Below are 26,352 nucleotides of genomic sequence, written 5' to 3'. Positions count from 1 at the left end.
GTTAAATAGTTTAATTGAGGGTAGGATTATTCAAAATATTGAGTAATTGATTGGGCTATCCTATTGCCGTATGCATCCCAGGTATAACCGGTAGCTTTTTTCATGGCTTTTCTACCCATTTCAGCTACGCGGTTACGGTTATCCATAAACCACGATATTTTTTCGGCAATAATTTCGGGTGAACAGGTTGGTACAAGAAATCCGGTTTCGCCTTCTTCAATGAGGTCGGCGCCGCCGGTATTTGGTGTGATAATTAGGGGTAACCCCTGACTCATGGCTTCCTGCATTACAAGTGCCCGGCCTTCAACAATTGATGGCAGGCAAAATACATCGCAACTACGCATTAATTCCAGTACCTTTTCGTTTGGTCTGCCTGCTTCATAGGTAAAGTCGGCTAATTCATTGCGATAAAATTCCGCAGGTGCCAGCAAGGAACCCATTACAACCAGTTCTACGTTTTTACTGTTTATCTTTTTAATTGCTGTGAACAGATCTGCAAGCCCTTTACGTTGCCCCATTGACCCTGCAAATAAAACACGGAGGGGTTTGTTAGTTGACTTTAAGCCAATACTACTTTCATCGCATGTTTTATCAAATTCCGGCGAGCCAAAAGGGGATACGATAAGCTTTTTATTGGTATACGCAGGCAATGAATCCATAACAAATGAACCTGGCCCAACTACAACATCTGCAAGTTCAAACTCCTGTGTTTTTCGCTCCAATTTGGCAGCAGAATCGTGTATACCGCCTCCAAGAGTTGGAGCCCATTGTGGTAAGCGTTCTGCCTCCTGGTTCATTAATTGTTTTACTGTTTTCCAATAGGCTATAGGCAGATCATATATACATTTTATACCAAGTATTTTTGCTTGTTTAAATGTTTCCAGTGCGCCATCTTCATAAGCATAAACTGCATCGGGCTTTAACTTATTTGTAGCGAGTTGTTTTGCCGTATTTCTATCCAAATCATGGTACACCGCATCAATACTTGCCCATCCTTTTTCGTGTTCAATGCAATTCTTGTAACCAAGTTTGGGCATAATAATCCGGGCAAGTTCAATAACAGGGCGGGTGTGAATTTTTGATTTAGATACCGGGAACGATCTGCGTAGCCATTCTTTACGGAGATTATTCGGCAGTAGCTTTATCCACAAAGCATCAGGATCAGCAACCAGCGTGGTGTTAAAACCGGCCAGCATATCAGCATTGGCAAGCCCGGTCATAACCGCGCGTACATTGCGGTTGCCTGTTGGATGAGATAAAATAACTTTCATGAATGCTTATGTAATATGATATCGGCAGAATAAAAAAAGTTAGCTGTTTATCCAGCTTTGCATGTCAATAGCAATTGCTTCCCAACTTCTGGTTAACCAAAACCATTGGTGTAACAGTAGCCGGCGTTTTTCTCCCTCAATAGTTGATACAATGTTTTGATTGTTTAATAATTCATTAGGCCGAAATATGGCGCATCCCGGTGGTTCATCTAAAGAAAATGGCGCTTCACATATAACAGGTACGGCATGTGCTGATAAAGCTGCAAAAGTGCCTGATTTGCGAAGACTATCTGCCGTCTGGCCTACCAATGCGGCTTCTGCGGTTAACATTCTATCCGAAACTTCGCCCGGGGCAAGAATGCCCGTTTGTACCAATACATCAGGACCCAGTGTGCTTTTTGTTAATCTTAGTTCTTCTGCCGCAAATTGGTTATCGAGTGGGCCTATTGCGTAGATCTTTTTAATTACTCCTTTATTGTATAGATCTTTTATTAACGGCAGGTGTTGTTGAATGGTCCACAATCGTGTGTGTGCCAGGCCAAATGTTACCCATTCGCCGCGTTTTCTTACACTATTTAAACCATGTTCTTTATTGGCGGGTAAAATATTGGCACCTACCAGGCTTAACCTTATTTTTTTATTGTTGGTTAATATTTCAATTTTAGTTTTTTGTTCATTGGTTACCACGGTAATGCCGCTTGCAAGTTTGCTTAGGCTTTTTACTGTCTGCTTTATTAATGAATTACGTAACCTGTGATGGATTCTCAATCCCCTGCTATCGTCCCATGTTTCGTGAAAAAAAACATATATGCGATTTCCTGATGAAGCTGTCTTAAATTGTTTTAAAGTATTCAACAGGTCGGAGGGCAAGCCAAATTTTGAGTAGCTTGTTGGCGTAAAGTTTAAAATCAAGTCAGTTGCTGATCCCTTTGTAATGCTTTGTTGTAATAACTTTTTCCAGTAGACAGTTGTAATAGACAACGGTTTATCCTGAGTTGCAGCCGGGAAATACTGAATACCTATTTTTACCGACTTATAAGATTTATTTAGCGCAATTGCCGTTTTATATGCGTAATCACTTACACCGCAAACACCCGGGGGGCAGGTTGGGGCAATAATAATTAATTGCCTGTTAATGCTGTTACTCATTATAAAAAATGATAAAATCTTGTGTTTGTAATTAATTATAAACTATTTCGGGTTCAGGTTTTACAGTAGTTTTTATCACCTTTTTCTTTTTAAGGAATCTTTTTTCCCATAACTCGTATGAGAAGTGTGCAGCAAAGGAGGTCAATGCCATCACAATTAATAATTCTAAAATTTTGCTGCCAGGGAAGTGGTGTATTTTGGCATCAATACCAAGGGTTATGAAAATAATTATAGGGTGATAAACGTATATTCCGTATGAGATTTTACCTAAATGCTGAAACAGTTTCAGCTTGGTAAATGAAAATAGCCAGGCATCTTTTCGTTGGATGAGGTTAGCGATCAGGGCCGCACTTGTTAAATTTAATAAAAAATAGCCCCATACCCACTGAAACGCCGATGGTAAATTTGTTGGCCACCCTAATGAAGCGAATGAGTATGTTGGAATTACCATAACGAGAACTAACCCGGCGATTAGAGTTACCGATATACATAAATAAGCTATCACCGGTTTGCAAAGAAAATGCCTGAATCTTCTATCGCACAATAAAGCCCCAAATACAAAGGCATCAAGATGCGAAAATGGCAACACATAGGGAGCCAGTGCCTCTTTTACCGGGGTGCCATGGTAACCAACCAGGTATGTTATATGATTGCACACAACATATTCCATTATCCGGATAAACATGGCCATGAATATTAGGATAAACATCACCCTGAAAAAATATTTTTCAGGTAGTTTCCATAGAAAGAAAGGCCATACCAGGTAAAATTGCCATTCGAGTGCCAGGCTCCACAGATGCCCGTACACCATATGGAAAGTATAACTATCAAACAACCATCTGAAATTTAGTGTGTAAGTGAGTAACCATAACCATTCACTATTAATTGCTTCCGGTTTTTTTGTAAAAAGGTAGAAAATGCCAAGTAAACCTAAATAACCAAAATACAGCGGGAACAAACGCCGCATCCTGCGGTTATAAAAAACTTTGAAAAAAGTTAACATCCCTTGCGCTTTGTATTGCCTTTTCCCATTGAGTATTATGCCTGAAATTAAAAATCCGGACAATACAAAAAAGAACTGTACACCTATCCACCCGGCCGGGAAAAGTAAATAGTGATAGGCAATTATAGCAAGTGCTGCTAAGGCCCGCATGCTATCCAATTGGGGATTGTATTTCATATTCGGCTAAAAGTTGTAAAGTGATAAAGTGTATGTGGTGTATATGAATACAATCAATATTTATATAAGGGGCTTTTGTCAAGCCAGTGCTTTTGCCCAGTCAGCAACCTGCTTTAGTCCGTCATTCATACTGTATTCAGCACTAAAGCCAAGTTGTGATAGCTTGCTAATATCGGCCCGCCAGTTCAACGGATCGCCTTTGGGTACTTTGCCATCAAAAGTTACCTCTATATCAATACCTAAATGTTTTACAATGCAATTGGCAACATCGGCTACGGTGTTTTCAACGCCCGAGCCCAGGTTATATATGGCGAAGTCTGTATTTGTCTGTGCACTAAGTACCGTAAGTACTGCCTGGCAAAGATCTTCAACATAGAGAAAATCACGACTTTCCAGACCGGTGCCAAATAACTGTATACTCCGTTCACCAAGTGCAGCAGCTCTTATGGCGCGTAAGCTAACGTCATAAATTAACTGTTTCCTCAATCCTGGCCCATACACAGAAAATATGCGAAATATGGTAGCCTTCAGACCCATCGCCCTTGAATAATTTGCCAGTAATGACTCAGCCAAAGATTTGTGAATGCCATATGGCGAAATAGGCTGTACGGGTGTATGTTCGGTAATCGGCAATGTTTTTGGATTGCCATAAACGGCAGCGCTGGAAAAGAAAAATATTTGTGCCTGCGGTTGGTTTTTGAGTAGATAAAGTGCTATGCGTGCTGTTCCTGGCAACAAGCTCGAAAAATCACCATATGGGTCATTTACCGATAAAGCTACGGATGCCCCCCCCGCCAAATGGCAAACAGCGGCTAAATGATGGCCTTTAAGCAATTGATCAAGGTCAACATTTTCAAGGGATGAGGTAGCAAAGCCAACCCACAAATGTGGGCGTAGTGGAGCTCTCAAATCAATGCCTATCAGTTGATAACCTTGTTTTGCGGCTTCGTCTGCCAGGTAGGTACCTAAAAACCCTGAAGCTCCCGTGATTAATATAGTTGGGGCCATGTTCATGAAAAAAATAGTTTAGGATTGTCAAAACACTCTTTCCAGCGGGTGCCCATTACAGCCGGTGAAAAATTTTGTTCGTAGTATTTCCTCAGTCTAATGGGATCAAATTCATTGTCCACTAAGCGGTTTACAAGTATTGATAATCCTGTAGTTATCTCATCCTGGGTAGGTTGAACCAGGATAGTGTCTGGATTGTCCAGGCAACAGTCGCGGATAGCGCCTATATTGGTAGCCATAAACGGTAAACCATAAGCCATCGATTCCAATAAAATCAGGGGCAGGCCTTCCATTTCTGTGGATGTTAAAACCAGGCCATCGTATGATGCCATTAATTCGGCACCCTCCCGGTTGGCAGGATAGCCCCCACAAAACGTAATTTTGTTTTCAAGGTTGAGGTCTTGAGCAAGCTGTTTCAGATGATTTTCCTGATCACCCTTACCCCATAAATCAAGTGCTATATTAGCTGATGCAGGTAAAGCAGCAAGTGATTTAAATAGCAGATTCAACCCTTTATTGCCGGCTAGTCTCCCAAAATATGCTAGCCGGACCCGTTCCTTTGATTTATCTTTTGTTGATTTCAACACACCATCTACCGGTGTCTGCGGGAAACATGGCAGCCAGTTTACACCTGAAGGATCAGCAAGCGTTTTTTTCCAGTAGTCAAGCATCGATGGCGCCTGAACAGCAATACCATCGAAATTCTTACGGCTGTTATTCCAGATATCTTCTTCCTGCGATCTGTCAGCTATAAAATCCTGGGCAATTTTGAAGCAGCCTGACGACAGAAATTTACTAATGAAATTTGATGAGTTTGACAGGCCTATACTCACAAAAATATCAGGATTATAACGCCTTGCGCGCATGCCCGATAAAACGAGATTCCAATATTTAGTGATTTTTTGCAGACCGGAAACTTTATGCTCCACTTGCCCTATTAAAGCAATGCGGCCAAAAGGTTGGTCATGTGTCTTTCTATCAGTTATGTTGATGATTTTTACCTCGTAACCGGCCTGTTTTGCAAAATCAAATAGTTTCCGGTAAGCAGTTTGTGCACCCCCCAAACCATCAGTATGGCCCATCAATAGAATTTTTTTCGGAAACGTGTGACTCATATTGTACTGATTTCGCTGCTAACTGGTATGTTTTTTAATTAAAGACTACATGTGGTATAGGCGACTGCGGCTTTTTTTAAATTGTTGACAGGTACTAACTCATCCTTAGTTTTGTAGGCATTCAATATCACATTTACTGAAGTAGCCTGATATATGCCTTGTTTAGCCATTGCACCTTCTTTGTAGTGTTTGTCGGCCTTTGATATTAATACGGGTATTCCTCTTTCCATCCAGGCCAGTGCTGATCCGCTTTTGTTGATCCCGTCTACCGGGCTGGTTACCACGCCAATATTTATAAGCTGCATACAACGGTTGATCTTTCCAGTTGATAGAGCGCCGGTTTGCCAGAAAGTGGTATTGGGCATAGTTTTAATCAAGTCTAATGTATGTTGATCCCTGTTATTGCCTATGAATATAACCCCGAGTTTTAATCCTCCTGATTTTGCAGCTAATGCTGCCAATTCCAGTAGCTCATCAAGCCCCTGGCAACTATAGGTGGTTCCGAAGAAACCCAGGGTAAGCCATGCCTGAGGGTTTGTTACCAGCGAAGAAAGACCTGTTTCATCAACCAGGTGCTGCCAGTCATTTTCATTACATTCCTCATTGGCAGGTACATTACCAAAAATGGGTACTACAATGGCTTTGATGCCTATATTTTGCAGGAAACTCTGGTAAGGTTCTATACTTGTGAAAATGGCTTCGGGTTTTAGCCCTTTTATCATTGTTTTCAAAAAGAATTTCTGTGTTTCGCCCAGGATTTTCTCTTTTTGCCCGGCAGTTATCGCCATACCGCACCAAAGCTCATGGAGCATAAGATGCAACCTCCTTTTATTTAAAGTTTTGCGAAGTTTTAACAGGATATCTATTGGTAAGCCATATTTGTTAAAACCAAAACCTACATATTGTAAACTGACCATATCCGGGTCAAATGTTTCCAGCCGATTATGTAAATACTTGTATCTATCGGCCATACTTAAAGATGAAGATAAACGAAACACCGATAAGCCAACTGTATGGAGCCATTGAATATCTTTTTTTATAAGAGCAACATAGGGGTCGTTCAAAGCCACTGCTTCGGCCTTATGCCCTTGTTTAATGATTTCACAAGCCAGTCGGCGCACATAATCGCCTACGCCATCACGGCCAGGCTCAAGAGAGGCACAGATAAAAGTGATTTTCATTTTTAACTCGTGAAATGCTTAGCTTGTTTAAAAGCCGGTTAGGTTAAGTTTTGCAGAACACTTCTTTTTAACTTTGTAAAAAAATGGCGCGATTGAATCAGTTCCGGTTTTCTGAACATCAGGCCCAAATAACTTGATAGCCTGCTGCCCACGTTTTTATGTGCATTCTTATATTCCCAGTCGCCAATATGTTTTTCGGGTAATAGCTGGTATTTTAAAGCTGATTTTATTTCTTTTTTAAAAGATCTGAATAGCGGATTTTCCAATAGTTGATTGTAAAATTCTATCAACTCATCCGCATGGCTATCACGTATCACTAATGTTTTTGAATTTTCATGATACCTGAAATGAACAAGTACCTGATCGTTATAGATTACCTTTTTAAATTTCACGAAATAAGTAGTGAAGAATATTCTATCGAAGTAATAAGATGAGTTCTCCTGAAATTTGCTTGTTGCTTTAATGTTATTTAAATCGCACCAGATGCCTGGTTGATGAAATGTGCTTTTAAGAGATATGAACCGATTACTGGTAAGCGCTTTATTTTCAACGATGTCTTTAAACTCCGGATCATTGTCATAAAAGTTGTAAACTTTACCTGCAATGGTATAGCCGCTTTTAAATGCTTCGGCTATATTGGCCAAAGCATTGGGGGCGAGGTAGTCATCACTATTGATCCAGTTAAAAATCTCACCGGTACATTTGTAAATTCCTTTGTTTATAGCGTTGGCTTGCCCTTTATCTTTTTCGCTAACCCAAAAGGTGATCCATTTTTCATACTTCTTAATAATTTCAACCGTATCATCTTTGCTGCCACCATCAATAATGATATACTCCAGGTTGGGGTAATTTTGTAACAGGATAGAACGAATAGTTTCTTCAATAAATTCCCCCTGGTTGTAACTTGGCGTAACTATCGAAATTTTAGGCCATTGGGTTTTTGATGAATAAATATCATCCTTAACTTCTTCGTCCCATGGCCATCCACGTTTTTGACCAGCAGATGGTAGTTTATTCAGTAACGACATCTTTTACGCTTTTAACTTTGTTAATCATAATGAAGCTGAATAGAACATGCATTACAGCTTCAAAGCCTGCTACATATAGGTTTAGCAACAGTATGCCATGTAAAGTGGATATATTGATCAATGATGCTGATACGGCAATGGCAGCAATACTTAGTGGTATCAGTATGATCGGTTTTATAGCCCAGCCGCGGTGTGTGTATAAGGAAAAAGAGGAACCTGCTATTAATGCAACGCAACTACCGGCAATATTTAATACCATTTCGTTTTTCAGGTTGGAGTAGGAGGGGCCCAGTATCCACAAAATAGGTGTTGGGAACAACCAAACTACGGTTATGATTAATGCCATTAATACAAATAGTACCAGCTGTATTTTGATATAATTACTTAATAAAACTCTTTTATCATTAGCTAAGCGAGCAAAGCGGGGCGATATCAATGTTGAAAAAAGTACGTTGAATAAGCCGAGTACCATTACCAGTCGGCCAAGTGCGCCAACTTGGGCTACAGCAGTTGTTGACCCGAAAATTGATATGAGCCAGATAGTTATTTGACCAGATGCACAGTAATAGATGGCACCCGGTAAAATTCGTTTTACAAAAGCTAAGATCTCTTTTGTAATTATCGGATCAGCCTTTTGATCAAAACGGGCATATTCATAAGAGGTTTTTCTTAATTTTAGGTTTGCCCAAATTTGGGGTAAACCTGAGGCGAGTACCGCAATATATGCCCATGGAAAAGTGAATATAGTAAGCCCAATAAGCATTAACCGCAAAATATTGGTGCCAACCTGTATTTTTTGAAGCGGCGCGATATCTTGTTTTAATTTGGGAGCGACTTCAAGTAAGGTGCCTGATAATGACGTGAAAAACGCCGGTATTAACGACAAAGTGATCAGGGATGCCATTAGCCAACTTGCACCGTGATGCAGCAATAGGTACAATAAAATGGGTACGGCTACAAGTAAACTTCCTATGGCTAGTTTCTTTCTCAGGTCGAGCCCGGTCGCTATTACCAGTCCCAGCTTTTCACGGTCCATCCATATTTTACCGCCTTGCGACATTACTCCCGTTGATACGCCTCCGTCGGCTAACAAAATCATAGTGCCGAGCATGGTATTAGCCAGGGTATATAGTGCATATTCTTTGGTTGGCAATAGCCGTATGATAATAATTGCACTTAAAAAACCAATTAACTGAATGATCAATTGCGCGGAACCGGTGATGGTAATTAGTTTACCCCATTCAATTATTTTAGCATATTTTGAGTGAACGGGCAGGTTTTGTACAGCAGCTTTCATAGTTATTAGCCCCGCGATAAATGGGGCATTGTAATGTCAGGTATAATAATGTTTAAGGTGGTTGCGGTGGCAACGCTTAATTTCGGAACAAATTCAGGAGCGCTGTTTTCTTTGCTTGGGGTTCACATAGTAGCTATTGTCATAATTATAGCCATAACCGTATTTTGAGCGTTGGATACCATTGAACACAATATTCAGGTTAGGAAGTTTGTCTTCTTTAACCATCTGTTTTATAAATGTAAGCTCTGATTTATCGGTATAACCTTGTTTAACTACGTATAAGGTAACATCACAAATTCTTGCCAGCAACAGGGCATCTGTTACCAGGTGAAGCGGCGGTGTATCGATCAAAATATCATCGTAATCGCTTCTTAACTTATTAATCAGGACATCAAGCTTTATATTGTCCAGTAATTCGGATGGATTGTCAGGTATAGGGCCGGCTCCAATCACATCTAAATGATGATGGATACCGGAGGGCTGGATTATCTCTGCCAATGTTATTTCACCTGTAAGGTAATTGCTTAAGCCCGGCTGATCGCTCTTTAACTTTAAGATCTCAGATATCTTAGGCCTGCGCATATCCAGTTCTAATATTATTACCTTTCTGTTGGTTGCAGCCAGTGCAGCGCCCATATTACTGGCAATAAAACTTTTACCTTCACCGGCAACGCTCGAAGTAAACATAGTTACTCTGCCGCTTGGTTTATCAGGGTATAACAAATGCAAATTAGTGCGTAACGATCTGAACTGCTCCGTTATGGCGTATGCACCCTTTTCAAGCACGGCAATCTGCACATCTCCCTTGTTTTGGTTTAATTCGCAAATAACGTGAGCGCCTGTTGCCTTTTCTATTTCAGAACGGGTCAGCACTTTGTTTTTTAGTAAATCGCGGCCATAGATAAAGGAAACAGGTACACCCAGACCAAGCAATAATGCCAATACATAAGGAACTTGTTTTTTTGATTTTGGCGCAATAAAGTAAGGTTCTTCAACTGTACGGATACCGGTTATGGTAGAGGCATAGCTTAATGAAACCTCTTCCTTTTTCTGAAGCAGATAGATATACAGGTTCTCCTTGATGCTTTGCTGGCGCTTAATACTGATATATTGTCTTTCCTGACCGGGAATGTCTTTAATTGAAGCTTCAAAACCGGAATTGTTGTGCTGAAGTTCCCTTTGTACAGATAGCAAGGAAGATTTGATGCTGACGATGGTTTCTTTTATTTGGGTTTTAGTTGATTTTATTTGTCTGTTTAAAGGGTCAAATATGGGATTCTGTTCGGGAGTAGTTGCTAGCAACCTGTCGTGTTGCAGCTGTAGTTTTGATAGCTGGTCAACAAGGCTGATCAGGCCAGGATCAGAAATGCCCAGAGTAGCAGGCACATTGCCGGATGAAGTACTTGAATTAACATAACGTTCAATACCTTCAATTACATTAAGCTGGATATTAACGTCGTTTAAACGCGAATCGTTCGACTGAACATTGTCTAAATAGAATTTTGATTTGGATGAAATGTCGGTGAGCCCTATGCTGCTTTTAAAGCCCTCCACATTTTTTTCAGCGTTAGTTAATTCACCTGTAAGTGTAGAAAGCCTGTCGTCAATAAATTTAAGGGTGCTTTGGGTAACCTTGTTTTTATCTTCAATGCTTGAAATTTTGTAGGCATTGATCAGTTGGGTTAAAATTTCTTTTCCCCTTTCCGGGATTTCATCTTCAAGCTCCAATTCAATAATAGGCGCGTCTTTATTAAGCGTTACTGCAATTGCGTTTTGGTATAAGGTAACCACGTCTTCCGGGTTTTGGATACTTATGTTAATTGTTTTGCCAATGTAACTGTCAAAATTTTGAGTTTTTGTAAGTTCCCAGATACCCAGATCATTTTTTAATAACGTATTAAATTTGTACACTGGTGATTCACCATTTGATGATTTTATTACAAAGGAATTGGCATCTTTAATAAAAATTAAGAGTGACAGATCTCTCCCGTCTCCGGAACTGTGTATCAGCTTAAACCGAATCGGCGTGTTAACATACAAATCACTATGCTTGTAGTTGTTTTCATCTTTATAATTGGTTGCCAGTTGTAAAGCGTCAACAACTTCGCGTATCAATGGCCTGGACTTGATGAATTCGACTTCGCTTTCAATGTCCTTTGGCTGGGCCGTAACATCAAGTTCAGCGAGCGCTTCTTTGGCATCCGGCGATTTTTTTTCATCAGTTATAGCCAGCGTAGCTTTTATATCATAAACAGGTTTCGTGCTTTTGATATAAAAATAAGCAATACTGAAGGTTAGTGCCAGGCTGATTAGAAAAAAAGGCCAGCTATGCAGGTATTTGGTAAATAAGCCACGGATGTCTTTTTGCGGGACGTGTTCCTGGTCGGTAAACGCGGAGGATAGAAAAAGGCGCTCGTTTTTCATAATATTATTTGTTTACTACAGCGGTAAGTACAATAGTTGCGACTAGAGATAAAGCACCTAACAGCAGGCTTATTGTTCGATAACTTCTATCACCTGAATTAGATTTTGTTTTATCCGGTTGCACATAAATTACATCGTTGTTTTTTAGATAATAATAGGGCGACTTAAATAAGTCAGCCGAAGTAAGGTCTATGTTAACATATTGTCTGTTGCCATTAATTTCTCTTATCAGTAGTACGTTATTTCTGATGCCTGTTATATTCAGATCTCCCGCAAGCCCAAGTGCTTCAGGGATGGTAACCCGCTCATTTTGTATCGGGTAAACATTTGGATGCGCTACGTCCCCTATCACCGATATCTTGAAATTCATGATCCTTACATTAACAGACGGTTCTTTTAAATAGGTTGCCAGTTTGGCTGCTATTTGCTGCTGAAGATCGTTAGTGGTAAATCCTTCGGCTTTCATGCTTCCCACTAAGGGTAATTGTATATTACCATTCATATCTACCAAATACCCGTTTGGTTTCACACTATCATCTTTCCAGGCATCAGGGTTAAGGCTGGTGACCGTAATTCCTAAAATATCCTGTTTTTGAATGGTAATCGGTGAATAATTATCAATTTTCTCATTTACAGTGTTTGAACGGTTCACATTCTGAAAATAGGGGATGTTCTTGTACGAATTGCAGGAGGATGCCGCAAAAAGAATAACGGATGATACAAATAATAAGAGCGTACGGTGATTTATATTTATATTCATATTGGTTAATTAGGGTACGATGAATAGGCGTATTGCGGTAAATATTCTGTTATTGAATTGCCGGATGCGTAATCGAATAGTTAAAAGGAGTGTGTTTTTTATCCAGATAGTATGGCTTCGCCATTTCACTTACAGTGACCTTATTTGCAATAAAACAATCAGGGAATATCGTTAATGCTAATATTGTCAGCACTTGGATAAAATATTTTCATAAAATTAGGCTTATTGTTATTGGTTTTGTAAAATTATGTCAATCTGATACAATGTGTGAAAATGTGTATAACGCGGCGCTGATTATTGTGAAAAAGTGAGAAGTAAGCGTCAATAAAATGAGGTGATACGGATTTTAACGTTGGATTTACGTTTCTTCTGCGATTATTAAAGTTGTGCGGAATTGGTAGATTGTTTCGGAATAGTTGATTTTTAAAATATCATGTCGTATTTTAATCGGGAGAAACAAAACCTTATGGATTGATTAGTAGCTATATATAAAAACGTGTATCTATAATTAGATACCTATATTAAATTATTATTAATTAATTAGAAACTGAATTTATTTGGTACGATAATTTCTAGATATATCCCGCATAAGTTAAATCGTGAAAATATGATAATTGGATTAAAAAAAAATATCGCCCAGTGGATGGTTATTTATACCCGATCTAATTTTGAAAAAAAAGTTGATAAGAATCTTAAAGAACAGGGGATTGTTTCTTATTGCCCGTTGATCACATCCCGCAACAAATGGGCTGATAGGGTAAAGACGGTAGAAAAGCCTTTTTTTTCATCATATCTTTTTGTAAAAGCTTCTCCGTTAGAGGTAAATAAGATTAAGAGTTCCCCAGGGGTGATTACTTTGTTATCTCATAATGGTAAACACGTGGTAATTACAGAGCTGGAAATTGAGCAGATCAGATCAATTACACAAAACTACGCGGATGCTGAGGTTATTAGCTTAAAAAGTTTAAAAATTGGCGACAAGGTAAAAATAACCGACGGCCTGCTTGTGAATAAAGAAGGCCTTGTAAACAAGATTATGGGAACAAAAGTACTCATGGTTATTGAACAACTGGATTGCGCCGTTGTTGTAAAAGTTAATCAACTGGCCTTAAATGTCGCCAGTTAGTGATCCGAAATATTCATTAAATTAACAATAACTGTTGGTTTTATTAAAAAAATTGAAGAATTAACAATACTATGGATACGCACCGTGGACAAATTGTAGAAATGGTAATCAGGCGCGAGGGCTATAGTATAAGTGAATTGGCCAGGCTCGCCAAAGTTAACCGCAGATCGGTGTATTACTGGTTTAATCAACAATTTTTAAAAACAGAAATAATTTACCAGATAGGTGTGTATATAAAACACGACTTTTCTATTGAATTTCCCCATATATTTAAATCGGATGATTTTAAACAATTGAATACATTTGGTAATCTCAATATTGTTAAAAACCCTGAAGTAAACACAGATGCCGAGTACTGGAAAAATAAATACCTTGAAATCTTAGAAAAATATAATGATCTTTTAGTAAGGACCGCCGAATGGTATGCCAATGAGAATCGTGCTGAAAACAATGATATTGTGCGGTAAGTTGCTGAAATACAGTGATCAATCTAAATGGTTATTGCCGTAAATGCTTTTAAGGTAGAGGTTTACCTCACGCAGGAATTTTAGTTGAGGGCGTATCTCTTCCAACGTTGAATTTTTGCTATCATTATCTAAAATGGCATCTGCTATACTACCGATCATGTTATCAAAGCCTTCTTTAGTAATATCCATAAAAGCTGAGCTATGGATTAAAAAGTCTTTAAATTCCCGGATATTGATATCGAAGTCTATTCCATTGATAGTGAAAGAGTTATCCTCTTTTTCACGATAGTCTTTCTTTTTTTCACTTATCATTACTTGTAATCTATATACGTACATTAACGGATGAGATAAGTTAATATCAGATCCAAAGACCTTTCTTACGTGCCTGGAAATAAAATTGTTTCATACTCCAAGATAATTCCTCAAAAAAAATTATCTATCAGTTAAAGAACTGGAAATAAAAATAATGTACTGTTAATAGTTATAGCACATAATATACCATTATTAGGAATATTGCTAATCAAAAGTCGTGTTTTATAAATTGTATTTAACATAAATAGTTTTTAAAGTAATTTTTTCTTCTTCTCTGTAAATTGGTGAAATGAAGTCGTTATCAATATTTACACTTAGTGCAACTTTATTAAGCACCTATTTTTTTTACTAAAACCATTTAATTATCGGTATGCCAAATTTCTTATTTCTAATTGAATCAAGCTTATATTCATTTTATTCATTTTTAAATCGAGACTTAAATTGCACGATTTGGGTATTTATTTGCACGTTTTGTTGCGCCCCGAAATAACTGATTTGTGATTTTAAGATTACTTTTAGGTTTTAATAATAATTAAAATATTATTTATAACGATATTGTTACTTGTATTTAATGTAAAAGTATTAGATATGCTATTTATAAAGTCAGAAAAATGATTGTTAGTATAGGTTTTGGCTTGGGAGCCCTGGCGAAACAGCTGTTATTTGATGTGTTTCTTATTCCCCAATTGGAGATAGAACCTGAAACAGGAACAGCGTGTATGCTGATAGAAACGCATTGCTATTGGTAGTAAATGAGCGCGAAATGAGGTCTGAATTGTATTGAGGATTTAAACACAGACTTTTATGGTTGTTCTGTTTATAGAATACACTTCTATACTAGAGGTCTTGCAATTTTTAGAAATTACCGGCCAAAATAGCCATATAGCAACAAACCTGTCAATAGAAAACCTGCAATTAAAAATTCTTTAATAAGGTGTTTTGTTAAGTTTGACATAAATTTCTGTTTATTGTTAATGGATAATTTATTTTCGACTTAAAATTTGAGGCTTCGGATCGATAACCTCAAATCTTCATATATACTACGGTTGTAATATTTATACTCCGGCGAACTTGTTTCCGAAAACATAGAGTACGATCAATAGTAAAATTATAATTACTATTACAAATTTTCCAAGTTCTGCCAGATCTGCCTGACCATAGATGACTGCTTTAAAAGATTTTGTTAATGTTCTCATATAATGTATTGAATTAAATTAGCTAGTCATTAGCTACGCCTGCAAATAAGTACAGCGCATCCGTTATTTTTTAACACGCGATTGCTTTTTTGTGTATCAGGTTTACCTTTGTTAATCACTGTTTTTCTGTCCATAGCATTGTGGATAACTAGATGATTATCATAAAATTAAGTGTAATTCGCGCCGAAGATGGGATAAATTTGAAAATTGATACAATGTGTGAAAATGTGTATAATGATTTCACAACAATTAAGGTAGATTGGCTACATGATCAACACGTTTGCGGATTTTATCGCCATAACATATCGTGCCACCCTCTAGCCGGAGGTGAATTCTCTGAAATTCTGAAAAGATAAATTTTACCGAAACATAGCAGCCATAATAATACCCTGGCGGGTGTAATGGTCGTTTTTTGATGAAGCAAATGGCACGTGTGTGAAATAGGAGACTTAACTGGGCTAAGCCACTCAGAAAGATGGGCGAACCGTTAAAACAACAAAGCCTGGTATGAAAATACCAGGCTTTGTGTCGATTGATCTCTAAAAGTACTCCCGACGATACAGATTTCGAACCGTTTTTTGGAAGATTTGCAAGTATTGTTGCGTTTAACTGCTTGAAACGAGGTTTTTAAATAAGACGACAAGAATGTTATCGAACCGTTCCAGCAACCTGGTTCAATGCTATTTACTATTATCTATCGCAAGTTTATTGATTTGCTAAAACATCAAGTAATCCTAATAAATTTGCGTTATGCGCTGCTCATGTAACTGTGTAAACAAGCGATACATTTTCGCTGCAAGCATCGACGGCTTTCAAATCCCTAATTTTTAAATAGCTCCAGCTTCGCAAAAAAATCACTAAACATCAAGCCGGTATCAATATGCTGATATACCCTAATTTTTCTACCGCCGGGATTTAATTGATAAATACCGGAGCTGCTAATGGTGGGACAGGGCTTATTCACATAATCGCTGGATGAGGGGTCCGGCTCGAAAGAGGATTGCAGGGCGGTTAATAATACCAGGGGGCTATCGCCCAGGATATATGTTTCACCAAGGTTCAGCTTGTACTTTTGCATCCTCGCCATCAAATTTTCAAGGGTATTGTAAAGGTATTTGCCGATTTCACCGTTGGGCTTAATTTTTAGTACCAGTTCTGAATAAGGCAAAATCGCTTGCCGGTAAACGTTGCGGGGCAACTGCCATAAGTTGATCTGGCTCCGGTTGAACACCGCTCTTGCCGCATAAATGTCTATATTCAGGTTATACTCGATTGGAGAGGCATTAGGTGGCGGCAAGGCAAGGTCGTTGTATTCGGGACCGCCAATCCATATCAGTGTTAGTTTTCCTGCAATTTCCGGTTTAGTCAAAGCTGCTGAAGCAATTTCGGTAAGGCCCGCGCCGCATAGTACGTATAGCGGCAATTTGGTATCGGTCCGTAATGCCTCTTTAATAATAAAATCAACGGCATCGCTTTTTACCGGGGTACTGTCGTTTTGCATGCCGGAATTAGAGCCGGCTATCACGGGTATCTTACCATCTATTTTCATTATCGACAATAATTCACGGGCTTTTTTTGCGGCATTGTCTGCCTGTGTTTTGGACGGATCAAACCCATCGTGAGCGTTCAGGTGTGTACCGATAATCGCTCTTATTTCCACCGAGGGCGACAAAAGTAGGTGGGTTAACTGGAAAAGGCCATCCGGGTCACCTCCAAAATCATTGTCAATAATCACACGCATACGTGGTGTTATTGGAGAAGACGTTTGGCAAAAGGCAAAGAGCGGCGACATGAACAATAGGATTAATAAGGCAATGCGAAAAGATTTCATAATTGATAGCTGGCTTATGTTGAAACAAAGCTAAATGAAAATAATAGTAAATACGGAGATGATATTGTGGACACAGCCTGCAGTGAGGTGATGGAAGATATTTTGGTTGATGAGAAACGGGACTTAAAGGGAATGCTGATTATCGGGATGACTATAATCGATAGTAATTTATCCTTGATGATCAAAGCCAACCGAATAAATTTGTTTTTTATATTCACGTGGAGACATCCCTGTGAATTTTTTAAAGGTTTTTGAAAAATAGGACAAATTTTCAAAACCTGTTTGCAGACTAATTTCTGAATAGCTCATTCGACTCGTTGCCATTAGATATTGTGCCCGTTCAATGCGCTTTTCGTTAATATAATTTATTGGCCGTTCGCCGGTGTACTCTTTAAACTGACGGGAAAAATAGTCTATATTTTGATTAACCCTTGATGCCAAATAAGAGACGGAAAGCTCTTGATGGAGGTTAACCAAAATATAGCTTAGTGTTTCGGTTATTTTAATCGGTATGATATTTTTTTCGTGGTGTTTATAAATTTTCGGATTCAAAAATCTAGCTACTAATTGTAAAAGTATACCCTGCGTTTCCATGTAGGTTGCTATGTTTTGTTGATTATTAAGTTCCTGATATTCTTTATAGAAAATATTCTTTTCGTATATTTTAGGGTTATCAGAGCGGTTAATGCCCCTGCCTGGATTGATTTCCAGCAAACGGATGAATAGTTTTATATCTGTATCGCTTGCTTCAGCCTTTAATATGGTCCTGTTATTAGAAAATAACGAAGTGCCGTCATTTGACTCTTCAAAAAACTGTACGAAATATTGACTGAGATGGTCGTTACAACTCAAATTACATAACGTGAAACTAGGAATGATGTACAAATAACCCGGTTCAAGTTTCAATAAAACTGCCGGGTCCGATATTTCGCCGGCCCCACTATCAATATAATATATCCTGTAATAGGGGCTGATGACGTTCCCGTAGTTCCATTTTGTATTAAGCTGGACATAGTCGACATTCAGCAGCGAAAAGGTGTGTTGTAAGGCTCTCTTAATCATATCTGAAAAAATATAAATTAAGGGCGTAATATATACAACAATTTCAAATTTACACACTTTGTAAAGTCGGATTTGTACAACAAATAGTCCAATTAAATCAAATTTGACAGGCTTATTCACTGTAAATTTGATTATTCGCAGTAAGCTGCAAACCAATTATTTTTAAAGTCTTGTTTACCGGGAGCATCTAGTTTACTCATTTTTGAGTAGCCTCACTTGCGCTCAGTGATTACCGGATTTTAACGACTTATGCTCACTAATGAATTAAAAATGGAGACATATCAATCTTACTATCTAATTATAAGCTAATGGGTGCTTTATCACAATCGAGGAATGAAGTTTGGGGTTTTGTACCACGGCGGAATTTGTTATCATTTTCGCTGGTTACCATGTTGTTTTTGATTTGGGGTATCCCGAATAACATGAATGATATTTTGATAAAACAGTTCATGAAATCATTTGAATTGAGCCGTACCCAGGCGGGCCTGATCCAATCAGCCTTTTATATGGGTTATTTCTTTTTGGCGGTGCCATCCGGGCTTATCATGAAAAAGTACTCCTATAAAGTAGGCCTTATTGCCGGTTTACTGCTTTTTGCATTAGGGTGTTGCCTGTTTTGGCCCGCAGCAGTTGCAGGTAAATATGGCTTATTCCTGTTCGCCTTATTTGTGATCGCCTCGGGCTTAACTTTTTTAGAGACCGGTGCCAATATATTTATTGTTGAACTGGGCGAATCCCAATCAGCGGAGCGCAGGCTTAACTTTTCGCAGGCATTTAACCCTATAGGCGCTGTTTTGGGCGTGCTTATAGGTACTATATTTATTCTTTCAGGCATTGAGCACGATCCGCTGAAAATTACCGCCATGAAACTATCCGGCGAATACCAGCATTACCTGCAGCAGGAAACCATGCGTGTGGTAACGCCTTACCTGGTGTTGGCTGCCTTTGCAGTATTATGGAGCATTTTCCTGATGTTTACCAAATTTCCGAAGGGTAGGGATGAGCTAAAAGAAGAAAACGCCGTTAAAGCCAACAGCAGGGAGCTGTTGAAGTACCCGCATTTTTATAAAGGGGTGATTTCGCAGTTTTTTTACTGCGGCGCGCAAACCTGTACCTGGAGTTTCTTTATCCAATACGTACAGGATTTTACAGGCCAGCCCGAGAAAATAGCTGGGTATTTTTTAACAGGCACACTGGTGGCTTTTGGGGTAGGCAGGTTTTCGGCCACCTATATCATGCGCTATGTATCACCGGGCAAACTAATGGGGATATACGGGTTTGTCAACGTAGGGTTGGTAGCCATTGCCATATTAATACCTGGGTTTATAGGCGTTTGGGCCATATTTTTCACCAGCTTTTTTATGTCGCTGATGTACCCAACCAATTTTGCACTTAGCATTCGTAACCTGGGCAATAACGCCAAAATTGGCGGCTCAATTATGGTGATGGCTATTGTGGGTGGGGCATTCTTTCCACCTGTGATGGGTTTAATTGCCGAATCAACAAAAAGCATGGCTATTGCTATGGTTATACCATTAATATGCTACCTGTATATTGCTTACTATGCGTTAAGGGGTTCAAAAATACCCGGTGAACTTATTGAAGAAGTTGCAGCATCTGCCAAAATATTACCTACACATTAATTATTATGCCAGATAAAAATTTCACACCATACACTTTTGATATGCCGCCGGTAGTTTTCGGCACCAGCGGTTTAGGGAATTTGTTTGTGGCTTTGCCTGATGAGATAAAACAAGAAATAGTGAAAGAATGCATTACCCATACCAACGGCAAGCTCATCTTTGATTCGGCCGGTAAATATGGTGCAGGTTTAGCGCTTGAATCATTGGGTAAATGTTTAAAGGCTTTAAATGTTGATCCGGAAGATGTGATCATCAGTAATAAATTAGGGTGGGTACGCACCGAGCTAAAAACACCGGAACCAACGTTTGAACCGGACGTTTGGCGCGATCTGAAATATGACGCGGAGCAGCACATCAGCTATGATGGCATACTTGAGTGTTTTGAGCAGGGCAATGAACTGCTGAACGGTTATATCCCGCAAATGGTATCGGTACATGATCCGGATGAATACCTGGCTAAAGCACAATCGGCCGATGAGGATGCAAAGTTATATAACGATATACTGGAGGCTTACCGTGCGCTTGCAACCTTAAAACGCGATGGTAAGGTTAAAGCAATAGGTGTGGGGGCCAAAGACTGGCGTTCTATAGCACGTGTTTATAATGATGTTGATCTGGATTGGGTGATGATAGCCAACAGCATGACCATTAAAAGTCATCTCAGGCCTTTGCTCGATTTTATGAAAAAACTGGAAGATGATGGTGTACAGATCATCAACTCCGCCGTGTTCCATTCCGGTTATTTAATTGGCGGGGATTATTTCGACTATAAACTTATAGCCGCTGATGAACCTCAAAATAAAGCATTGGTAAAATGGCGTGAGGATTTTTTTAAGCTCTGTGCTAAATTTAACATAAAGCCTGCCGAAGCCTGTGTGCAGTTTGCCTTAATGGCACCGGGGGTTAAAAGCATCGCCCTAAGCACTACCAACCCAAAAAGGGTAAAGGATAATATAGCGATGGGCGGGGTGAGTGTGCCAAAAGCATTTTGGAATGAAATGATCAGCCAGGAATTGATCGATAAAAAGTATTTTGAATTCAACACCAATACCTTGTCATGAAAAGATACTGTTTGACACTTGACCTGAAGGATGACCTGGCATTAATAGCAGAATATGAACATTGGCACAAAAGTGAAAATAGCTGGCCGGAGATTAATAAAAGCATTAAGGATGCTGGTATTATATTCATGGAAATATATAGGGTAAGTAATAGACTTTTTATGATAATGGCTACCATTGACGCTTTTGATTTTGGAAGGAAAGCAGTAGCTGATGCCAATAACCCTAAAGTTCAGGAATGGGAGGAATTGATGTGGAAATTTCAGCAGCCGCTGCAATTTGCCAAGCCCGGCGAGAAATGGGTTTTGATGGACAAGATATTTCAATTGGGTTGACATATGTTAAAGATTGATTCGCACCAACATTTCTGGCAATGCGACCTGGTTGGGCATGGATAGATCGAATGACGATTAATTGAAGTGTTTTATCAGAAGTACCATTAAATTTTATAAATACAAACACCTGAATAAATGGAAATATTAACATGTGTTGAGCCTGGAATACTTGATTATGGGGAACGAAAGAAGCCAGTGTTAATCAAAGATCACGCGATTATCAAGATCAAAAGGATTGGCATTTGCGGAACCGACTTGCATGCATTTGAAGGTACACAACCTTTTTTTAACTACCCCCGTGTGTTAGGGCACGAACTCTCCGGAGAATTGGTGGCATTTGATAATGCTCCTGGGTTTGAAATCAATGAGAGCGTAACTTTTACGCCATACTTTAGTTGCGGGCATTGCATAGCATGCCGGTCTGGCAATACTAATTGTTGTGTTAGCATTCAAGTTTGCGGTGTACACATAGACGGTGGTATGGCTGAATACCTGATGGTTCCTTCGCATACCTTGCTGCATGGTGAGGGACTTAGTTTTGATGAGCTGGCACTTGTTGAACCATTGGCCATTGGTGCTCACGGCATCAGACGTGCAGCCGTTACAGGTGGTGAGTTTGTGTTGATCATTGGTGCAGGGCCTATTGGTTTAGGGACAATGGAATTTGCCCGGATACGTGGTGCTAAAGTAATTGCTTTAGATATTAATGAGGAGCGACTTAACTTTTGCCGGGAAATACTTAATGTAGATTATACCATCAATGCTTCCTCTGTTGATGTGGTACAGCAGTTAAAGGATATAACCGGCGGAGATATGCCAACTGTAGTTATTGATGCGACAGGAAATCTTAAAGCTATTAATAACGCCTTTCAATACCTGGCACATGGGGGCAGGTATGTTTTAATAGGATTGCAAAAAGGGGATATCTGCTTCAGTCACCCTGAATTTCATAAACGGGAAGCCACTTTGATGAGCAGCAGAAATGCCACTGTTTTGGATTTTGATTATGTCATCAATTCTATCAAAAAAGGATTAATAACCCCTTTAAAGTATATAACGCACAGGGTGAAATTCAGTGAGGTTAAAAGAGACTTTACAAGTTGGCTAAAACCGGAAAACGGCGTGATAAAGGCTATGATTTCAATGGATGATGTCTATTAAGGGCCTTCCTAACAATATATAAAAAACACGAAATACATTTTCAATGAAAAGAAGAACGCTGATAAAGGGGTTAGCTACAGGATTATCTTCCATTTACCTGTCGAAACTTTACGGAAGTAGTTTATTGCAAACTCATTCACATTCGGGTATTACTGCCGGGCCATTTGAGCCAACATGGAAGTCGTTAGCACAATATCAAGTTCCTGATTGGTTTCGCGATGCCAAATTTGGGATATGGGCGCACTGGGGCCCGCAATGCCAGCCAGAACGTGGTGACTGGTATGCCCGTGGTATGTACGAAGAGGGCAGCGACCAATATAACTACCACATTCAAAAATATGGGCACCCTTCAAAATTTGGCTTCAAGGATGTAATCAACGATTGGAAAGCCGAGAACTGGGATCCTGGTGAATTGGTTGACTTATACAAACGTGCTGGTGCCAAATACTTTATGGCTTTGGCTAATCATCATGATAACTTTGATTTGTATGATAGCAAATATCAGCAATGGAATTCTACAAAAATTGGCCCTAAGAAAGATCTTATTGGCGGCTGGGCTAAGGCTGCTAAACAACATGACCTGCCTTTTGGTGTCACAGTGCATGCCTCGCACCCATGGACATGGTACGAGGTTGCCCAACGGGCGGATAAAAGTGGACCTTACGCGGGCATCCCTTACGATGGCAAGCTTAACAAGGCAGATGGTGCAGGCAAATGGTGGAACGGGTATGATCCACAGGAATTGTATGCCCAAAATCATGCCTTGAGTCAGGATAGCCTTGACGACAATAGCATGGGCGGCCATTGGGCCTGGGGCAATGGCGCAAGTGTGCCTGATAAAGCCTATTGCGATAAATTTTTTAACCGCACTATTGAACTGATCGACAAATACGGCCCTGAGCTTATTTATTTTGATGACAATGTGTTACCGCTTTGGCCAATAAGTGATGTGGGCTTAAAACTTGCCGCACATATGTATAATACCAGTATCAAAAAGCACGGCAAGTTGCAAGCTGCATTGTTTGGCAAAATACTGGATGAGCAGCAGCGCAAGTGTATGATATGGGATATTGAACGCGGGCAAAGCAACCAGATCGAACCACTGCCCTGGCAAACGGATACTTGTATTGGCGGTTGGCATTATGATCGCCGTTTGTTTGATAACAAGGGCTATAAAAACGCCAAAACAGTGATCCATACACTGGTAGATGTGGTAAGCAAAAACGGCAATTTGCTGTTAAATATCCCGGTACGTGGTGACGGCACTATTGACAGCGAAGAACGCGCAGTTGTGGAAGAAGTTGTCGCCTGGATGCAGATCAACAGTGAAGCTATTTATGGTACACGGCCCTGGAAAGTGTTTGGTGAAGGCCCGGCTATGGAGTCGGTGGCACCAATCAGCGCACAGGGATTTAACGAAGGTAAGGGTAAACCACTTGGGGCTGAAGATTTTCGCTTTACAACCAAGGGCAAAACGCTTTATGCTATTATGATGGGCTGGCCAAAAGATAATAGCGCCCTAATAAAAAAATTAGTCGCCAGTGATCTGATTGGTAAAATAAGCGATGTGAAACTACTTGGAAATGATAAGTTGAGTTTTGAGCAAACCGCAGCCGGTCTGAAGGTCAATTTGCCCGAACAGTCTCCGGGAAAAGATGCATTCGTTTTAAAAATCGAAGGGGCTATTTAGTACATTCTTATGAATCTGAAATTTTACTATGTCCTGAGTGCTGTCATTTTACTGGCAGTTCCTTGTTTTGCACAAACTTTTAAGCTGGCATCGCCGGATAAAAGAACTGTTGTAGAAATAAACAACGATACCCGGTTGCAATATACTGTTTCCAGTAACGGTTTAACAGTGATCCATCCTTCATCACTTGGGTTCGAGTTTAAGGATGAACCGGCTATTGGTGCCAATATGACCATAATTGGTCATGCGGAACATGCCGTTGCCCAAACCTGGATACCTGTGGTAAAAACAAAGCACCAGGTTATAGCTGATTGTTATAACGAATTGATGCTATCATTGGTAGAGAAATCAGGGCAGTTACGCCGGATGAATCTCTATTTCAGAGTCTATAATGATGGCGTGGCTTTTCGTTATCAGTTATTCGGGGCGGATAAAATCGGTGACCGGCAGATAACCAGGGAACTTACCAGCTTTAATTTACCAGCCACTGCAAAGGCCTGGGTTGCAGATTATGGCAGTTATACCTCCTCGCAAGAGTCCGAGTTCGAGCCGCGAACCCTGAACCACATCACGGAAAAAACAATTGCCGGCTTACCCTTACTGGTAGAATTGGATGGGAGTCATTACGCGGCTATTACAGAAGCAGATATTGATAATTATCCGGGGTTTTATATTGGAGTGCTAAAAACAGATACCGGTGCGACCGATAAAATCGACCTGGTCACCAAGTTGTCGCCTTTGCCTGGTGAAGGTGAGAGCGGGGTTAAGGCCCGGTTTACCAATGATCTGCTCACACCCTGGCGTGTGGTCATGTTGGCGGATTCGCCAGGCAAATTAATTGAATCGGAGTTGATACAGAATTTGAACCCTCCCTGTGCCCTAAAAGATGCCAGCTGGATTAAACCCGGTATGAGTGCCTGGGATAACTGGTGGAGCGGCGACGTGAAAATGGACATGCCAACTATCAAAAAATACATAGACCTGGCATCGGCACAACACTGGCCCTATATGCTCATTGATTGGCAATGGTATGGGGCATTTAACAAACCAGAGGCGGATATTACCAAACCTGCGTCACAATTAAATATGCCGGAGATTTTAGCATACGCTAAAGCCAAAAAGGTTAAATGCTGGCTTTGGTTATACAGTTCTGATGTTAACCGAAATGATAATTTTGAAAAGGCTTTTCCAATTTATGAACGATGGGGTATTGCCGGAATTAAAATTGATTTTATGGACCGGGACGATCAGCAAATGGTAAACTGGTATCATCGTATTATTGAAACATCTGCAAAATATCATTTAATGGTTGATTTTCATGGCGCCTATAAGCCAGATGGAATTATTCGCACCTACCCGAACATGATCACCCGTGAAGGCGTTTTAGGAGAAGAGTATTCAAAATTCTCTACCAGGATTACCCCCGAACACAATACGACACTTCCATTTACACGAATGCTGGCAGGCCAGATGGATTATACACCAGGAGGCTTTTTAAATGTAAGTAAGAATAAGTTTCGTGTTGGTAATCCTACCGAGGTAATGAACAGCCGGTGTGCCGAACTTGCGAAGTTCGTTATTTACGAAAGTCCGTTCACCGTTTACTGTGATTCACCCGATCATCTGTTGGGGCAACCAGGCGCAGAATTTTTAAAAACAATTCCCACCACCTGGGATGACATTAAAGTACTTGGCGGCTATCCCGGTGAGTATATTATTATCGCTAAAAGGAAGGGTGACAACTGGTATATTGGTGCAATGACTAATAGTAATCAACGAGTATTAAAAGTTAATACTGATTTTCTGTCTAAAGGGGATTATATACTGACTGCCTGGAACGATGAGAGAGGGTTTCCTGAAAAGCTTAACAAAACGAAAAGAAACGTTACCGCTCAGTCATTCATCACTATCTCAATGGATGCTGCAGGTGGTTGGGCAGGAGTAATCGTGAGAAATAAGTAACACTTTAGAAAATCCAACGTTCGGTTTTTAAGTAGAGGATTAACAGGAAGTGCAGTTCTCCAATTGGACTTTTGTGCTGAAAGCCTGGACATC

General features: G+C 39.8%; 22 protein-coding genes. 9 read left to right on the top strand and 13 right to left on the bottom strand.

Going from position 1 to position 26,352, the window contains the following annotated elements:
* Window positions 1-26 precede the first annotated feature (26 nt).
* The 10 genes from BLU33_RS11770 to BLU33_RS11725 form a co-directional block, all read right to left on the bottom strand.
* Window positions 27-1,271 carry a glycosyltransferase family 4 protein gene (locus BLU33_RS11770; protein ID WP_091372761.1) on the bottom strand — a complete coding sequence of 415 codons (1,245 nt, stop codon included), beginning with the start codon at window positions 1,269-1,271 and terminating at the stop codon, window positions 27-29.
* A 39-nt stretch (window positions 1,272-1,310) separates the two neighbouring features.
* Window positions 1,311-2,420 carry a hypothetical protein gene (locus BLU33_RS11765; RefSeq protein WP_091372758.1) on the bottom strand — a complete coding sequence of 370 codons (1,110 nt, stop codon included), beginning with the start codon at window positions 2,418-2,420 and terminating at the stop codon, window positions 1,311-1,313.
* A gap of 31 nt (window positions 2,421-2,451) precedes the next feature.
* Complete coding sequence (locus BLU33_RS11760; protein ID WP_091372755.1) at window positions 2,452-3,600, bottom strand: acyltransferase family protein; 1,149 nt, start codon at window positions 3,598-3,600, stop codon at window positions 2,452-2,454.
* 78 nt (window positions 3,601-3,678) lie between these two features.
* The gene (locus tag BLU33_RS11755; RefSeq protein ID WP_157682125.1) at window positions 3,679-4,608 is read right to left on the bottom strand and encodes an NAD-dependent epimerase/dehydratase family protein; all 930 of its coding nucleotides are present in this window, start codon (window positions 4,606-4,608) and stop codon (window positions 3,679-3,681) included.
* Window positions 4,609-4,610: 2 nt separating this feature from the next.
* On the bottom strand, window positions 4,611-5,723 hold the full coding sequence (locus BLU33_RS11750) for a glycosyltransferase (RefSeq protein ID WP_091372748.1): 1,113 nt from the start codon (window positions 5,721-5,723) through the stop codon (window positions 4,611-4,613).
* A 38-nt stretch (window positions 5,724-5,761) separates the two neighbouring features.
* Window positions 5,762-6,904, bottom strand: a complete 1,143-nt coding sequence (locus BLU33_RS11745) for a glycosyltransferase family protein (RefSeq protein WP_091372745.1) — start codon at window positions 6,902-6,904, stop codon at window positions 5,762-5,764.
* Between the two features lie 38 nt (window positions 6,905-6,942).
* The gene (locus BLU33_RS11740) at window positions 6,943-7,932 is read right to left on the bottom strand and encodes a glycosyltransferase family 2 protein (protein WP_091372741.1); all 990 of its coding nucleotides are present in this window, start codon (window positions 7,930-7,932) and stop codon (window positions 6,943-6,945) included.
* Window positions 7,916-9,229, bottom strand: a complete 1,314-nt coding sequence (locus BLU33_RS11735; protein WP_091372736.1) for an MATE family efflux transporter — start codon at window positions 9,227-9,229, stop codon at window positions 7,916-7,918. The genes BLU33_RS11740 and BLU33_RS11735 overlap by 17 nt, the downstream gene beginning before the upstream one ends.
* A gap of 93 nt (window positions 9,230-9,322) precedes the next feature.
* Window positions 9,323-11,653: a GumC family protein gene (locus tag BLU33_RS11730; RefSeq protein ID WP_091372733.1), complete on the bottom strand. Its 2,331-nt coding sequence runs from the start codon at window positions 11,651-11,653 to the stop codon at window positions 9,323-9,325.
* A 4-nt stretch (window positions 11,654-11,657) separates the two neighbouring features.
* Window positions 11,658-12,413 (bottom strand): polysaccharide biosynthesis/export family protein, encoded by a 756-nt coding sequence (locus BLU33_RS11725; protein ID WP_091372731.1) that lies wholly within the window; start codon window positions 12,411-12,413, stop codon window positions 11,658-11,660.
* Window positions 12,414-13,020: 607 nt separating this feature from the next.
* Here BLU33_RS11725 and BLU33_RS11720 point away from each other — a divergent pair.
* Window positions 13,021-13,539 (top strand): UpxY family transcription antiterminator, encoded by a 519-nt coding sequence (locus BLU33_RS11720; protein WP_091372728.1) that lies wholly within the window; start codon window positions 13,021-13,023, stop codon window positions 13,537-13,539.
* 71 nt (window positions 13,540-13,610) lie between these two features.
* A complete protein-coding gene (locus BLU33_RS11715; protein ID WP_091372725.1) occupies window positions 13,611-14,006 on the top strand; it encodes a helix-turn-helix domain-containing protein in 396 nt (131 codons plus the stop codon).
* Between the two features lie 18 nt (window positions 14,007-14,024).
* On the opposite strand, the gene BLU33_RS11710 is transcribed toward BLU33_RS11715, so the two are convergent.
* Window positions 14,025-14,318: a hypothetical protein gene (locus BLU33_RS11710; protein ID WP_157682124.1), complete on the bottom strand. Its 294-nt coding sequence runs from the start codon at window positions 14,316-14,318 to the stop codon at window positions 14,025-14,027.
* Between the two features lie 611 nt (window positions 14,319-14,929).
* Here BLU33_RS11710 and BLU33_RS25090 point away from each other — a divergent pair.
* Window positions 14,930-15,067 carry a hypothetical protein gene (locus BLU33_RS25090; protein ID WP_157682123.1) on the top strand — a complete coding sequence of 46 codons (138 nt, stop codon included), beginning with the start codon at window positions 14,930-14,932 and terminating at the stop codon, window positions 15,065-15,067.
* Window positions 15,068-16,334: 1,267 nt separating this feature from the next.
* Here the strand turns inward: BLU33_RS25090 and BLU33_RS11705 are convergent.
* Together BLU33_RS11705 and BLU33_RS11700 are read right to left on the bottom strand one after the other, a co-directional pair.
* Entirely contained in the window at window positions 16,335-17,306 is a 972-nt protein-coding gene (locus BLU33_RS11705) for a nucleoside hydrolase (RefSeq protein WP_197684599.1), read from the bottom strand.
* Window positions 17,307-17,513: 207 nt separating this feature from the next.
* Window positions 17,514-18,527: a helix-turn-helix domain-containing protein gene (locus BLU33_RS11700; protein WP_232009441.1), complete on the bottom strand. Its 1,014-nt coding sequence runs from the start codon at window positions 18,525-18,527 to the stop codon at window positions 17,514-17,516.
* A gap of 188 nt (window positions 18,528-18,715) precedes the next feature.
* Between BLU33_RS11700 and fucP the strand changes: the two genes are divergently transcribed.
* The 6 genes from fucP (at window position 18,716) to BLU33_RS25380 (ending at window position 26,259) form a co-directional block, all read left to right on the top strand.
* Window positions 18,716-20,050 (top strand): L-fucose:H+ symporter permease, encoded by a 1,335-nt coding sequence (gene fucP / locus BLU33_RS11695; protein ID WP_091372717.1) that lies wholly within the window; start codon window positions 18,716-18,718, stop codon window positions 20,048-20,050.
* A gap of 5 nt (window positions 20,051-20,055) precedes the next feature.
* Complete coding sequence (locus tag BLU33_RS11690; protein ID WP_091372715.1) at window positions 20,056-21,111, top strand: aldo/keto reductase; 1,056 nt, start codon at window positions 20,056-20,058, stop codon at window positions 21,109-21,111.
* Entirely contained in the window at window positions 21,108-21,446 is a 339-nt protein-coding gene (locus BLU33_RS11685; protein WP_091372712.1) for an L-rhamnose mutarotase, read from the top strand. The genes BLU33_RS11690 and BLU33_RS11685 overlap by 4 nt, the downstream gene beginning before the upstream one ends.
* Window positions 21,447-21,581: 135 nt before the next feature.
* Window positions 21,582-22,607: a zinc-binding alcohol dehydrogenase family protein gene (locus BLU33_RS11680; RefSeq protein ID WP_091372710.1), complete on the top strand. Its 1,026-nt coding sequence runs from the start codon at window positions 21,582-21,584 to the stop codon at window positions 22,605-22,607.
* Between the two features lie 43 nt (window positions 22,608-22,650).
* A complete protein-coding gene (locus BLU33_RS11675; RefSeq protein WP_091372707.1) occupies window positions 22,651-24,297 on the top strand; it encodes an alpha-L-fucosidase in 1,647 nt (548 codons plus the stop codon).
* 9 nt (window positions 24,298-24,306) lie between these two features.
* Window positions 24,307-26,259 carry a glycoside hydrolase family 97 protein gene (locus BLU33_RS25380; protein ID WP_197684598.1) on the top strand — a complete coding sequence of 651 codons (1,953 nt, stop codon included), beginning with the start codon at window positions 24,307-24,309 and terminating at the stop codon, window positions 26,257-26,259.
* The last annotated feature ends 93 nt before the right edge of the window (window positions 26,260-26,352 follow it).

The organism is Mucilaginibacter mallensis, assembly GCF_900105165.1.
GTDB lineage: Bacteria > Bacteroidota > Bacteroidia > Sphingobacteriales > Sphingobacteriaceae > Mucilaginibacter > Mucilaginibacter mallensis.
Note: the sequence above shows the minus strand (reverse complement) of the source record. Positions and strands in the feature narration are given on the sequence as shown.

Bases quoted from the DNA above. Each gene is read 5' to 3' on its own strand.
- BLU33_RS11770 (WP_091372761.1), bottom strand. From the start codon at position 1,271: ATGAAAGTTATTTTATCTCATCCAACAGGCAACCGCAATGTACGCGCG.
- BLU33_RS11765 (WP_091372758.1), bottom strand. From the start codon at position 2,420: ATGAGTAACAGCATTAACAGGCAATTAATTATTATTGCCCCAACCTGC.
- BLU33_RS11760 (WP_091372755.1), bottom strand. From the start codon at position 3,600: ATGAAATACAATCCCCAATTGGATAGCATGCGGGCCTTAGCAGCACTT.
- BLU33_RS11755 (WP_157682125.1), bottom strand. From the start codon at position 4,608: ATGGCCCCAACTATATTAATCACGGGAGCTTCAGGGTTTTTAGGTACC.
- BLU33_RS11750 (WP_091372748.1), bottom strand. From the start codon at position 5,723: ATGAGTCACACGTTTCCGAAAAAAATTCTATTGATGGGCCATACTGAT.
- BLU33_RS11745 (WP_091372745.1), bottom strand. From the start codon at position 6,904: ATGAAAATCACTTTTATCTGTGCCTCTCTTGAGCCTGGCCGTGATGGC.
- BLU33_RS11740 (WP_091372741.1), bottom strand. From the start codon at position 7,932: ATGTCGTTACTGAATAAACTACCATCTGCTGGTCAAAAACGTGGATGG.
- BLU33_RS11735 (WP_091372736.1), bottom strand. From the start codon at position 9,229: ATGAAAGCTGCTGTACAAAACCTGCCCGTTCACTCAAAATATGCTAAA.
- BLU33_RS11730 (WP_091372733.1), bottom strand. From the start codon at position 11,653: ATGAAAAACGAGCGCCTTTTTCTATCCTCCGCGTTTACCGACCAGGAA.
- BLU33_RS11725 (WP_091372731.1), bottom strand. From the start codon at position 12,413: ATGAATATAAATATAAATCACCGTACGCTCTTATTATTTGTATCATCC.
- BLU33_RS11720 (WP_091372728.1), top strand. From the start codon at position 13,021: ATGATAATTGGATTAAAAAAAAATATCGCCCAGTGGATGGTTATTTAT.
- BLU33_RS11715 (WP_091372725.1), top strand. From the start codon at position 13,611: ATGGATACGCACCGTGGACAAATTGTAGAAATGGTAATCAGGCGCGAG.
- BLU33_RS11710 (WP_157682124.1), bottom strand. From the start codon at position 14,318: ATGATAAGTGAAAAAAAGAAAGACTATCGTGAAAAAGAGGATAACTCT.
- BLU33_RS25090 (WP_157682123.1), top strand. From the start codon at position 14,930: ATGATTGTTAGTATAGGTTTTGGCTTGGGAGCCCTGGCGAAACAGCTG.
- BLU33_RS11705 (WP_197684599.1), bottom strand. From the start codon at position 17,306: ATGTCGCCGCTCTTTGCCTTTTGCCAAACGTCTTCTCCAATAACACCA.
- fucP (WP_091372717.1), top strand. From the start codon at position 18,716: ATGGGTGCTTTATCACAATCGAGGAATGAAGTTTGGGGTTTTGTACCA.
- BLU33_RS11690 (WP_091372715.1), top strand. From the start codon at position 20,056: ATGCCAGATAAAAATTTCACACCATACACTTTTGATATGCCGCCGGTA.
- BLU33_RS11685 (WP_091372712.1), top strand. From the start codon at position 21,108: ATGAAAAGATACTGTTTGACACTTGACCTGAAGGATGACCTGGCATTA.
- BLU33_RS11680 (WP_091372710.1), top strand. From the start codon at position 21,582: ATGGAAATATTAACATGTGTTGAGCCTGGAATACTTGATTATGGGGAA.
- BLU33_RS11675 (WP_091372707.1), top strand. From the start codon at position 22,651: ATGAAAAGAAGAACGCTGATAAAGGGGTTAGCTACAGGATTATCTTCC.
- BLU33_RS25380 (WP_197684598.1), top strand. From the start codon at position 24,307: ATGAATCTGAAATTTTACTATGTCCTGAGTGCTGTCATTTTACTGGCA.